12 protein-coding genes are annotated in these 12,569 nt (G+C 55.2%); 5 read left to right on the top strand and 7 right to left on the bottom strand.

Translation table 11 applies throughout. The annotated features are described in order from the left end of the window. Positions 1–127: 127 nt before the first annotated feature. The 4 genes from TH468_RS11745 to TH468_RS11760 form a co-directional block, all read right to left on the bottom strand. A complete protein-coding gene (locus TH468_RS11745) occupies positions 128–844 on the bottom strand; it encodes a GntR family transcriptional regulator (protein ID WP_085644341.1) in 717 nt (238 codons plus the stop codon). A gap of 53 nt (positions 845–897) precedes the next feature. Next, on the bottom strand, positions 898–2,178 hold the full coding sequence (locus TH468_RS11750; protein ID WP_085644343.1) for a TRAP transporter large permease: 1,281 nt from the start codon (positions 2,176–2,178) through the stop codon (positions 898–900). Beyond that, entirely contained in the window at positions 2,178–2,630 is a 453-nt protein-coding gene (locus TH468_RS11755; protein ID WP_085644735.1) for a TRAP transporter small permease, read from the bottom strand. The genes TH468_RS11750 and TH468_RS11755 overlap by 1 nt, the downstream gene beginning before the upstream one ends. An 89-nt stretch (positions 2,631–2,719) precedes the next feature. After that, a complete protein-coding gene (locus TH468_RS11760; RefSeq protein ID WP_007091903.1) occupies positions 2,720–3,700 on the bottom strand; it encodes a C4-dicarboxylate TRAP transporter substrate-binding protein in 981 nt (326 codons plus the stop codon). A 445-nt stretch (positions 3,701–4,145) separates the two neighbouring features. Here TH468_RS11760 and TH468_RS11765 point away from each other — a divergent pair, with 445 nt between their 5' ends. Next, positions 4,146–5,177: an EAL domain-containing protein gene (locus TH468_RS11765; RefSeq protein ID WP_246832303.1), complete on the top strand. Its 1,032-nt coding sequence runs from the start codon at positions 4,146–4,148 to the stop codon at positions 5,175–5,177. A 76-nt stretch (positions 5,178–5,253) separates the two neighbouring features. Here TH468_RS11765 and TH468_RS11770 read toward each other — a convergent pair whose 3' ends face one another. Continuing rightward, a complete protein-coding gene (locus TH468_RS11770; protein ID WP_246832304.1) occupies positions 5,254–6,147 on the bottom strand; it encodes an AraC family transcriptional regulator in 894 nt (297 codons plus the stop codon). 228 nt (positions 6,148–6,375) lie between these two features. On the opposite strand from TH468_RS11770, the gene TH468_RS11775 reads away from it, so the two are divergent. Then, on the top strand, positions 6,376–7,296 hold the full coding sequence (locus TH468_RS11775; protein WP_085644347.1) for a DMT family transporter: 921 nt from the start codon (positions 6,376–6,378) through the stop codon (positions 7,294–7,296). Between the two features lie 65 nt (positions 7,297–7,361). Here TH468_RS11775 and TH468_RS11780 read toward each other — a convergent pair whose 3' ends face one another. Both TH468_RS11780 and TH468_RS11785 read right to left on the bottom strand, forming a co-directional pair. After that, positions 7,362–8,357, bottom strand: a complete 996-nt coding sequence (locus TH468_RS11780) for a D-2-hydroxyacid dehydrogenase family protein (protein WP_085644349.1) — start codon at positions 8,355–8,357, stop codon at positions 7,362–7,364. A gap of 117 nt (positions 8,358–8,474) precedes the next feature. Further along, complete coding sequence (locus tag TH468_RS11785; RefSeq protein WP_139834702.1) at positions 8,475–8,807, bottom strand: hypothetical protein; 333 nt, start codon at positions 8,805–8,807, stop codon at positions 8,475–8,477. A gap of 124 nt (positions 8,808–8,931) precedes the next feature. Here TH468_RS11785 and TH468_RS11790 point away from each other — a divergent pair, with 124 nt between their 5' ends. The 3 genes from TH468_RS11790 (at position 8,932) to TH468_RS11800 (ending at position 12,566) form a co-directional block, all read left to right on the top strand. After that, a complete protein-coding gene (locus TH468_RS11790; RefSeq protein WP_085644353.1) occupies positions 8,932–9,831 on the top strand; it encodes a LysR family transcriptional regulator in 900 nt (299 codons plus the stop codon). Between the two features lie 104 nt (positions 9,832–9,935). Further along, the gene (locus tag TH468_RS11795; protein WP_085644355.1) at positions 9,936–10,997 is read left to right on the top strand and encodes a DMT family transporter; all 1,062 of its coding nucleotides are present in this window, start codon (positions 9,936–9,938) and stop codon (positions 10,995–10,997) included. 846 nt (positions 10,998–11,843) lie between these two features. Further along, positions 11,844–12,566 (top strand): hypothetical protein, encoded by a 723-nt coding sequence (locus TH468_RS11800; protein WP_139834703.1) that lies wholly within the window; start codon positions 11,844–11,846, stop codon positions 12,564–12,566. Positions 12,567–12,569 lie beyond the last annotated feature (3 nt).

Here is a 12,569-nt window from a genome sequence, read left to right on the forward strand (position 1 = left end):
GCCACAGGATATGCGATTGCCGCAGTTCCGCAAAGCCCCTCGACAGCCGACACCGGCACAAACAAGATCAGCAAGACGTTTATTAAAAACGCCTTGCTGATTGGCCGCCCGGGAGGAAGCTAAAACCTTATGAAAACAGTTCCCTGTTTTCTTCAACGATCTGTGGCAAACGTTCCATGGTTCCCGAAAGATGCTGCCGCATTTCCGAACTGGCCAAATTGCCATCACCGGACTGGATCGCGTCAATTACGGCCTTGTGACCTTCAAGCACAGAAAGCATTTTACCCGCACGCGGCAGATCAAGCATCCGAACGCGCGCCAGATGACCGCTGCGCGCCGTCACCTGCACATGCAGGTTTGATTGATTGACCCCATTGAAAAGAGCCGCATGGAATGTCTCGTCCAACTGCTTGAACAGATCAATCTGTTCGATATCCCCCGCAAGGGCTTCCTGCATTTTGATGATGCCCCTGGCTTTGACAACGGCAGCAGTTTCCCCCATTTCCGCCAATTGCCGAACCACCTCGCATTCCGCCGCAACACGCAGAAAATGCTCCTCGCGGATACGGGCAACATCAATCTTGGTCACTACGGTTCGCGACTGGGGATAGGATGCAACCAACCCATCCTGTTCCAGGCGCATGATGGCTTCACGCACCGGTGACTGGCTGACTTTGAAACTGTCCGCCAGTTCTGCCCGAACCAGTGTTGTTTCAGGCGGAAGGACAAGCGAAATGATCCGGCTCCTCAGTTCCTCATAAACAAGTGCCGAAGCAGGAACATGCGCATTGGCTTTCATCGCGCTATCATAAACAGGCATGAGTCCGCCCATGAATGTATTCATTTTCACTCAACTCCCGGCAATTGCGCATGTGCCTGCATCCCTTGTTCCCTTCATTACATCAATGCGTTGGGCAATAACAACGTCAAGCTTGGCACTGCCGCCATCAAAACGAAAAATACCACCATCGCAATGAAGAACGGGATCGATGCCCGGGTATAAGCCCCGGTTTTGACATCCAGAATGCCACAAACCGTAAACATGATGACCCCGACCGGTGGCGTTAAACCGCCAAAATTGATCAGGGTCACGATCAAAATCCCCATATGGACCGGGTCATATCCGGCATTGACGAGAACTGGCATGACAATCGGCGTGACCAGAAGAATGTTTGCCGCTCCTTCGAGGAACATGCCGCTGATCACAAGAACCGCGACAACAAGCATCAGGATCAGAACTGGGTTTTCGGTAAGTGTTGTAACAAACTCGGTAATCTGCTGGGGTGCACGTTCAATGGTCATGGCATAGCCCAGAACCGCCGCCATAATGATCAGCAACATCACCATTCCAAGGTCGGAAACAGAGCCGGTCACCGCTTCGTAAAGCTTTTTGCGGTCCAGTTCCCGATAAACAAAAAATCCGACACAAAGCGCGTAGAAAACAAGGAACGCGCCCGCCTCGGTCGCGGTAAACAGACCAAAGCGGAAGCCGACAATCAGAATGACCGGAAATGCCAGCGCCCAGATGCTTTCCGAAAAGCTCGACCAAAGTTCTTTTGCACTCGGCACCGTTGGAAGATCAGGCTTGTAGCCATTTTTATGCGCCACAAACCAAGACGTGATCATCAGAACAATCGTCAGGAAAATACCGGGCAGAATACCGGCCAAAAACAGGCGACCGATCGAAACTTCATTCACAAACCCGAACAGGATCAGTCCGATGCTTGGCGGAATGGTTGCGGTGATAACCGACCCGAAAGCCAGAACCGCAGCCGTTGATGCCTTGGAATAGCCTTGCTTGATCATGCTGGGCCCCAGAAGGCGCGCCTCCATCGAGGCATCGGCAACGGCCGACCCCGAAATCCCGCCCATCATGAAGCTTAGAACGATGGATACCTGTGCCAGCCCCCCGGCCATCCAGCCGGTCAGCAAACGGGCAAACTTGACCAGACGGTACGTAATCCCCGTCACATTCATCAGGTTTCCGGCAAGGATGAAGAACGGCACAGCCAAAAGCGGAAAGCTTTGTGTTGCCGTTACCATTTTCTGGATCACCACGGTTGGCGGCATGGCCCCGGTCAGAATGAAGACCGGCACCGAAGCAAGCGCCAGGGCAAAGGCGACAGGCATTCCGATGACCAGAAAAACTGTAAACAGTACCGCAATCAGTATGAGCATCAGAACTGCCCCCGGCTTCGAATTCGTTCGATAAGCTTAAACACCATGGTCCGCATCAAAAGGATCAGACCGACAACCATCGAAGCATGGATGTAAGAGGCATGGATTTGCGTTGCGCCGACAAGACGGGGATGCATCAAAATCATGTTGCCCCACGCGTAATACAGCAGAAACGCAAGGAACCCGATGATCACGACGATATTGAACAGTTCGACGAGATCGCGTGCTCTGGGGGATATGTTGTCCTGCAGAATCTGAAGACCGAAATGCCGGTTTTCCTGCATGCCAATGTCAGCTGCCAGCATACAAAGCCAAACGAAAATAAGCTGGGCCATTTCAATTGACCAGATAATCGGGGATCCCACCGCCCTGGCAATTGACGCAACGCCCACCAGAACGACAATTGCAACAAGCAGAATCCCGGCACAGGCAAACTCAATTTGCTTGAGCATGTATTCCATTCCATCTTGAAGATTGATGTGCGTTGCCCCGCATGCGGAACAACGCACATTCGCAAGGCACGTTTACCGTTACCGGAAAATCAGCGACCGAGAACTTTATTGACGATGGCGGCCTCGGCTTCGAGATCAAGCTGCTTGTAAACCGGCTTTACAGCTTCCTTGAACGGTGCAAGGTCAACTTCGCTGACCTCAACACCGCTTGCGGCAACATCTTCAAGGGCCTTTTCGCCAAGCTCAATGGTTAGCTGCGACGCATAACGACCGTCCTCGACCGCAAGATCACGTACAATCTTCTGATTTTCAGGAGAGATTTCATCCCATGCCTCGGCACCAACAACCAGTGCGGTCACGAGCTGGATATGGCCGGTTTTGGTCACATTCTTGATCACTTCGTAAAGTTTGGCATTCCAGATTGCGGTCGGCTGGGCTTCGGCACCGTCAATCGTACCAAGCTGAAGGGCGGTGTATACTTCGCCCCATGCAATCGGGGTCGGTTCGGCACCCATTGCGCGGATGGTTTCAATCCACACAGGCGCACCAATTGTCCGCATGCGAACACCGGCAAGATCGGCCGGACTTTTCACCGGTTTCTGTGTCAGGGCGTGGCGCGCCCCCTGATACCAGTTCGATGCAATCATCACGAGGCCGGATTTCTCGCGAAGTTCATCACCCCAGGCGATATATTCATCCGAAAGGGCAAATTTGTCGGCCTGTTCATAGGTATCAAACAGGAATGGTGCCGACATGATCGCCAGCGACGGAACGAAACTTGACAGGCGGGCAACATCCGTGACCGTACCGATACCGGCACCCGCACGCGCCTGATCGATCATTTCGGTGGTGTCACCCAGCTGGGAATTATGGAAAACCTCGATAATAACGTCGCCATTGGTGGCTTTTTCGACATCAAGCTTGAACTTCTCAAGCCCCTGCCCCATCGGGTCATTTGGCGCCAGAACCGTTCCGATACGAAGCGTCGTTGCAGCCGTCGCAGGCATGCCCGCAGCAAGCGCCCCGGCAAGTACGGCACAGATTCCGAGTGTTTTCGCAGTAAATTTCATTATGGAAGTCCTCCCGTTGGATTGGCATTTTGCCATTAATTGATATTTTAGTTTGTTTGAAATTTTAGATACCTCCGATCAATCTTGTCAATCGATTTTTCAACTTGTAAAAATTATTAAAAATCAAATGCTTAATTGAAAATTTTCAATTCCAGACGCTGAAACTTGTAATCAACCGGGAAATGATCTTTGACCTATCGGGGACGCGGAATCGGAAATTGGCTACCGTCGAATGTGCGGAAAATCCGATCATATTTGCCGATCACATTTGGCAGGCAGGTCCGATCTCGCCCGACGTTCAGGCTTTTTTGCCACACCCAAATCCCATATGCTTTAACGAAGGAAGCCATTATCTTACAAGATGATGGACCTTCGGGTGATCTGGAAAACCAAAAAAGCGGAGACGATTTTGACCTTCTGCGAGAAGTGCGACCAAATACCGGAAATGGCCCCAAGTGAAGGCCGCCTTTACCTTTGGCCTCCTGTTGCACATACAACGGGGAAAATTCTTGCCAATATCAAGAAGTCCGGGCACTCCGCAGAAAAAAGCACATCCGTTGCAACGCTTTATCTTGATTATGTTCGTCCGGGTCTGCGCCCGCTGATTGATGCAATTTCCGAAAACCTGCTGCCCGAGGAAATCGCCGACACCAAGGCGTTGATTATGGCTGGCAAGGGGGAACCGCAACTTGACGACATTGGACGCGTCACCTCGCTTGGTGCCATTCGCGCGCAGATCGGTGCCGAATGGCTGGGCGACATGCTGCGGGACAATCGCCTGAAATCCGTTTTTCAACCGATTTTTGCGGCTGAAAACATCACCAAGCCCTATGCGCACGAATGCCTGATCCGCGGGACCGATAAAACCGGCAATGTCATCACCCCGGATAAGTTGTTTGGCGCGGCCCAATCAGCCGATTTGCTGTTCCAGCTTGACCGGGCAGCCCGGGCTGCAAATGTCCGTAACGCGCACAAAGCGGGGATTTCGGGAAATCTGTTTATCAACTTCACGCCAAGTTCGATCTACGATCCGGATTCCTGCCTGCGTACAACGATTGATGTCGTTTCGGAATGCGGGTTGGATCGCAATAAGGTTGTCTTTGAAGTGATCGAAACCGAAAAAGTGCGGAGTATCGAGCATCTTGGCGCGATTTTGAAATCCTATCGCGATTCAGGATTTCGGGTTGCACTGGACGATGTCGGATCGGGCTATTCGACCCTGAACATGCTGCCGCAATTGCAACCCGACATCATTAAAATCGACCGGGATCTGATCGACCATGTTGATCAGGATAAATATAAACAGGCCATCGTCAGCAAGCTGATCGACTTGGCCAAACAGCTCGACATCGATGTCGTCGCAGAAGGAATTGAACGCCAGGGCGAACTTGATTTCCTGACCGATTATGGCGTGGATTATGTGCAAGGGTATCTGCTTGGCAGACCAAATGCCTTGCCCTTTGCCGACAACGCATAAAGCCCAATCCCATTATTCCGCAATTTCGCAACACCATCGCTTGTCTGCGGGCGGAAGCACATCGCCGCCCCCGCCGCTACCGGGCGACGCTTCGGAACTTTGCCGGGGTCAGGCCGGTAAAACCACTGAACCGCGTGGTCAGATGGGCCTGGCTTGAAAAACCGGTGGCGAGCGCGATATCGGCAACCGACCGTGCCGGATCACGCAACATCTGCTTTGCGGCCTCGATCCGGCGACGCAGAACATATTTATGCGGTGCCTCGCCCACGGACTGGCGGAACATACGCGCGAAATGATAGGGCGAAAGCCCCGCCTCGGCCGAAATCTGTTCGAGTGAAAGCGGCTGATCCAGATTGGCTTCGATAAAATCAAAGACCCGGCGCCTGATTTGCGGTGACAAGCCGCCCCGTACCCGAAATTCCAGATCCCGTTTCGAGGAATAGCTGCGCAGCATATGCCCCATCAGCATCTGACCGGCACTCGACATTGCCATACGATCAGCCGGAGCATCCCAGTCCAGCGGCAACATGGCGTGTCGGATTGTCTGCTCGATCAGGGGATCAAGGAAAAAGGTCTTTTCAGGGACTTCGACGGCGTTGGGTTCGATGTCGAACGCTTCGACCACCGCGCGTTCCCACGCGGAATGCGGGATATAAAGGTGGAACAACTCGACCTCGCCATTCACCACCCAATCCGATGTCAGATGGGCAGGCATCAGACAACAGCGCCCCGGCCCGCCACCAGTTAGCGGATCGGGTCCGATCTGGCGTTTAATGCCGGTGCCACCGTTGACATAGAGGCTGATGGTGTGATGGTCGGGATCGGTATAGCGGGTCATGACATCCGCATTGCGCCGCCAGTGTGCGGCCGAAATGCTGTCGCCAAAATCGCCCGCATTCAGCAGTTCGGCATCACCGATCAGCTGATTGTAGACTTCAAAATTCTGGTATCGACCATTGGGCACAAACATCTGCACGTCCTGTTTCTGAGGCCTGATCATCGCATTGCGGCACCATATTGCAAAGCCCGTCGTGCGAATGGCTGCATTGATTTGCGCAAGATTGTGAAAAACACCGCAAGTTCGTGAAAGCCGTACATCCCTCAAACAGTCTATAAGCGGGCTTGGGATATGCCCCACATATCGACCTTGTCCTGTTTTTCGCCCTGCCCCTCTCGTCACCGGAGTTGCCCCGTTATCATGACCGCCCTGCTTTTTCTGATCGTCACGGCCTGCTGGGGATTTACCTGGTATGCGATCAAGCTCCAGATCGGGCCAATCCCGATTGAAATGTCGATCTTCTACCGCTTCCTGCTAGCCGCCGTCGTGCTATGCGGTTTTCTGATCCTGTCGCGCAAATGGCGACCGGTTCCGTGGCGGGCTCATCCTTGGATCGTGCTTCTCGGCTGCGGGCTGTTTGGCATCAACTTTATCCTGATGTATTCGGCCACCGGCTATATCGCATCGGGGATTGTTGCGGTGATCTTTACCACCTCGACCATTTTCAATGCGCTTGGCAACTGGGCCTTTTATGGACAGCGGCCGGGTCTTCGCTTTGTCTTCGGGGCAGCATTTGGCCTTGGCGGTATTGCCTGTCTGTTTGCCAATCAGATTTACGCGCTGTCGCATAATCCGCATGCCATCACCGGCCTTTTGTTCGCCCTTGGCGGGACGGCGGTGTTTAGCATGGGCAACATGGTTTCGGTCAAACTGAACACCATGGGTATTCCCAACCGCGATGCGGTTGCGCGCGGCATGGCCTATGGTGCGGTATTGCTGTTCATCTTTGCCCTGCTGCGCGGTCAGACCCCGGTCATGCCGACCGATCCGGTCTATATCGGCGGTCTTCTGTATCTGGCCATTCCGGGCTCGGTCGTTGCCTTCATTGCCTATCTGGCGCTGGTCCATCGTGTGGGTGCTGGACGTGCGGCCTATGTCACCGTGCTCTTCCCGGTTGTGGCCCTTACGGTTTCGACCTTCCTTGAAGGCTATGTCTGGACCCCGATTGGTGCCACCGGCCTTGTGATGATCTTCCTTGGCAACATCACGATATTTGCCCGCCTGCCCGGCGCAAAAGCCAGAGCGGCCAAATCGGCAGCAGCCAAATCAGCCAAGGCATAAATGAAAACGGCCGCCGGGAACCTTCCGGCGGCCGTTTGCCCATTGGGGGCTTGCTGTTGCCGCCCCTATGCCGGTTTGGCTTTGCGTCCCTGCCAGACTTCGGGGTTGATCATATGGATCGGATCGCCATTGGCATAGGCGACCACCTGATCGAAAATATCGCCAAACTGCATGTCCAGCTCGTCCTCGGTCACGAAGCCAACATGCGGGGTCGCCAGTACACTGGGATGGTTCGCAAACCGGTCATCCGGGTCGGTCAGGGGTTCGGTATCAAGCACATCCACCGCGGCCTTGCCCGGCCGCCCGGCATCAAGGGCCGCCAGAAGCGCACCCGGCACCAGCAACCCGGCCCGCGATGTGTTGACAAACAGGCTTCCGGGTCGCATCCGTGCGAGATCATCGGCGGTAATCGTGCCACGGGTTTCCGGGGTCAGGCGCATATGGACCGTGATGATATCGGGTGCTGCAAAGAATGCCTCGCGTGACGCGGCAACATCAAGGCCATCATCAGTAGCAGCCTTGCGCGAGGCCTCGGACGCCCAGACCAGCACATTCATCCCGAACGCCTTGGCATAGCCCGCCACCACGCGCGAAATCTTGCCATATCCGAGGATACCGATTGTTCGCCCACGCAATGTCTTGCCAATCCCCATCTGCCACTGCCCGGCTTTAAGCGACGCGTTCTGTTCGACGATCTGGCGGGCGGATGCCATGATCAGCGCCCATGTCATTTCCGCCGCTGCATAAGACGGCGCCTTGCCCGCCCCCTGTTTCGAACACAGCAGCACACCGCGTTTCGTGCAGGCATCGACATCGATATGCGGATAGGCACTGCGCTGGCTGATCAGTTTTACATTTGGCAAATGTGCCAGCAATTCATCAGTGATCCTGGTGCGTTCGCGAAAAAGAACGACCACCTCCGCATCGCCAATCGCGCCCGCCAGATCGGCCGGATCATCATATTTCTGCCGAAGGATCGTTACGTCATGCCCGGCCAGTTTTTCATAACAGGGCAAATGAAAAATGCTGTCGAGATAGTCGTCAAGAATTGCGATCTTCATTCCAAATCCCGCTATGTTTACCGTACGCAACGGCATTTATTCGCCGTGATCACGACACTTTGGGCGATACTCGCACCGAGAGAATGGTGGTGCAATACAGATCGTCCATATCCAGCTCTATCGCCCTTTCCACCTTTGCTTTTCCTTCCGGTTTGCCTCTATGCGATCCTGTAAAAACAGTGAAAGCCGCCAACCGGGATTGTGCCGATTGGCCATAAGGCTGCGCTTGGCTGCGATGATATCACCATGCTCGACCCCATAGATGTCTTGCAGCATCCAGTCTTCCATCGCCAGCATGGCCTCAACCTCGCGCAGGTTTCGCCGATACGCTTCGCGACGCACTCGCCATTTGGCCCCAAAACCCGTCATTCTGGCCCACACTCCATCGGACCTGCTGGTCACGTCGGTTTTGGCGGCTACCGTCGGCTCGCATGAAATTTGCGCTGCCATGGCCATCATCCTTTTCAAGTTTTTCCAATCGCTGATAACGAGATGATGAGGATTTCTTATTGATGAGACAAACGAGAAGATTTAACATCTCCCATTGGAAAAACTCACAAATTGGCAATCACACATGTCCTCTTTGCCCGGAAACCTGCCAAATCTTGACCTTGATCTGGCGCGGACCTTTGTCGCGATTTGTGAAACCGGCAACTTTTCGCGTGCGGCAGAACGGGTCAATCGCAGTGCCTCTGCCATCAGTCTTCAGGTCAAGAAGCTTGAGGAAATTATCGGATGCAGCCTGTTTGAACGCGAAACCCGCCGGGTGCGACTGACCCCAGATGGCGAGGTTTTATTGGGTTTTGCACGACGTCTTCTGCAGCTCAATGATGAAGTCATGTCACGCTTCCGCATCCCGGATTTTGCAGGGAAAGTGCAGCTTGGCGTGCCCAATGACAATGGGATCATCGCCATTCCCGAAATCATGCGCCGTTTTGCCATCAGCCACCCGCATGTCGAGGTCGATGTCTTTCTTGGTCCGACCGCAAGGCTGCGCCAGCGCATTGCCGACGGCACCACCGATATCGCCGTATTCAGCCATGACCCCGAATTTGATCCGCAACCGCCAATCCATAGTGAACCGCTTGTCTGGCTTGGTGCTCGCAACGGAATGGCAATTGAAAAACGCCCGCTTCCGGTCGCACTGGCCGAACCGGGATGTTATTGGCGGGCGATGGCATTGCGGGCGCTTGACGAAGCGGGGATCAATTACCGCGTTGCCTATACCAGCGAATTTTGTCAGGCCCAGATTGCCGCAACCGAGGCTGACCTCGCGATCTGTCCGGTCCCGATCAGCGTGATTTCCGATCGCCTGATCCATCTTGATGCCCGCCATGGACTGCCCGAGCTTGGCGAATACCGCATAACCCTGGCCAAGCGCCCCGGCACCGGCCCGGCAGAGGATGCCCTGGCGGAGCATGTCGTGAGCAGCTTCAAGATGGCGGCAGAGCGCGGTATGCGTCTTTTTGCCTGAGCATTTTTGATAGCCGGCGTTGATGTCCGAATCTGGCCAGCCAGCAACGCCAGCACGCTTTAACATCCATTCCGTCACCACCACATTTCAGACGGATCATGGATATGAGCACAGATACCTGGATTGCCCTTTACCCGGAACAGGAGCGCAACCGCACACTAGCAAGGCGTATTCCGGCAGGCCCGAAAGCACCCCGGCCAGAACCGGAAAAAATCAGCCAGAGCAATGACCCATCCCCGCGCATGGATGGGCGGAGCTGGTTGATGCTGATTGTGCTTTCGGTGCTGTGGGGCGGGTCGTTTTTCTTTACCGAAATCGCGCTTGTCGATTTGCCGCCCTTTACCCTTGTGCTGGGGCGGGTGGCGATTGCCGCGATGATCCTGTGGTGGGTGGTGCTGTTGCGCCATATCGTGATCCCGCATGACCCGAAGATATGGTTAAGCTTCCTTGTCATGGGGGCCCTTAACAACCTGATTCCATTCAGCCTTATCGTCTGGAGCCAAACCCATATTGTAAGCGGTCTGGCGGCGATCCTGAATGCGACGACACCGCTTTTCACCCTGATCATTGCGCATCTGGCGACCAAAAATGAAAAGCTGTCGCGGCGCAAAGTGATAGGCGTCCTGACCGGTTTTATCGGCGTTATCATCGTCATCGGCCTTCCCGATGCCATGGAAGCCAGCATAAGCAATGTGACAAACATCGCCGCACTCGCGCCATTTGCGGTGCTTCTGGCCGCAGTCTCTTATGGGTGTGCGGGCGTGTTTGGGCGACGCTTCAAAAACAGCCCGCCGATCCTCACGGCCGCAGGCCAAACCAGCGCATCGAGCCTGATGCTGATCCCGCTTTGTATCCTTATCGATACCCCCTGGAACCTGCCGTTCCCAAAAACCGAAACCATCCTTGCCGTGCTCGGCATCGCGGCGTTTAGCACGGCGCTGGCCTATATCCTGTATTTCCAGCTTCTGAACCGTGCGGGGGCCAGCAACCTTCTGCTCGTCACCTTCCTGATCCCGGTCAGTGCGATCCTGCTGGGTGTACTGTTTCTTGGCGAAACGCTGGCACTGCGCCAGATTGCCGGGATGGCCGTCATCGGATTGGGGCTTGCCGTGATTGATGGGCGGTTGATCGGGCGCAAAGGGAGCCCGCGAAAGAGTCCGGCTTAGCCAAGCCGCCTATAAAGTTTCCCGAAAAAGTTCTTGATTTGTTCTTTTATTTATGGCATAAGAGAAAAGTCAACGGGAGAAATGCACCCGGACCGAAACCCGCGAGGCCTTGTGCCTCGCGGGTTTTTGCGTTTGGGGCTGGATGAAAGAGGGGATCGGGATGCAGCGGCAAAGACGCAGAGCGGGCGGCGGGGCGATCCACAGGATGTTGATTGGCGGATGGCGGAGCCGTTACGGCGGCGTTCTGCCCTAGGATTAAGGGGGCTAACCCGGTCATTTGTCATGGAGAGGTGCGTCTTTTTGGCAAGGGAGCGTTAAATTCGCCGGGAGCGGCGGCAATGGCAGCATGGGCAGCGGCGAGCAGCAGTGAGTTGCGGCCCGCCGACGGTGGACCAGTCGGGGCCGTACGCCCGAAGTCCGTCTGCGGACCAGACTGACGGACGCCCGAAATGTGTCCGGGCTTCACCGGTTGCCGGAAATGTCGCCGGGGGCAGCAACAGCAAGCCATGGCCCGTCGAAGATCGACGGGGCCGACGAGTGTGAGGACCGTGTGCCCGAAAACCGTTTGTTGGTGAGTTTGGCGCAAGCCCGAGGTTTGTCTGAACGCCAGAGCGGCAGGTTGTTGCCCCGGCCGGAGAAGGTGAGCGGCGTGGGCCGAGAGCCAGATGGTGGTCGGTTGGCGGGGTTGGTGAAGGCTCGTGGTTTGTCGGGGCCACGGTAGATGCGGGACATCCGGTTTTTGGAGCCGGTTTTGGCTGGCGTGCCCTGCCCGTCGATAGCCAATATTGACCTGCCTGCAACCTTCGGCGCATGATCCACGCCAAGGGACAACCGGGGGGATTTAACGTGCTTTTTATCACAACACGGCGCGACACCCGTATGGCGCAAACAAGCGGCTTTCGCAGTGAAGAAGTCGCAGGCATTTCCTGCACGGTCGCCCCGATTGTATTTGGCGCTGTCACCATAGCCGGATTCAAGGAAATGTTCTTTCGCGGGTGTGCGTCGCCGCTTCTGGCGAACGCTATTACCGCATGTTCCGTACATGAAATTCTCGTCGATGGCATATGGCGGCTGAACCAAAAGCAGGGGCACACCGTCAAAGACGTGCTTTTCAGCACCATCAACACCCTGCCCAACGAACAGCATGACGAAACGCCGCCACAGACCGGGGCCGACCCGCAATACCAAGACGCCGGATCAATCCGCAGGACCGTCCGCGAAATAGATATCCCCGGCTGGATGGCAGACCTTATGGCGGATGACACAAACGAACCCACAACGATTGACCGCAAAACCGTCGTATCATTCGGCTTTGAATTTTCGGCGGGCAGGCACAACCTGATCATGACCGTCAACACCCTGCGCGTCCCGCACGGCCTAACCGGAAAGCCGATTGAAACCATTGCCGCCAGCATCATCAGCGCAACCACCGAAATGATCGCCAACCACATGGAAACAATCGCCAACGGCTATAACGATGCACTTCGCGAATGCCGCGAAGAACTGCTGGCCATACCCGCGCCCGACCAATTGCCAAAGGCCGTCAGTAAATTTATGGGGACCGAATAAGTC

This window comes from Thalassospira sp. MCCC 1A03138 (assembly GCF_002115785.1).
Lineage (GTDB): Bacteria > Pseudomonadota > Alphaproteobacteria > Rhodospirillales > Thalassospiraceae > Thalassospira.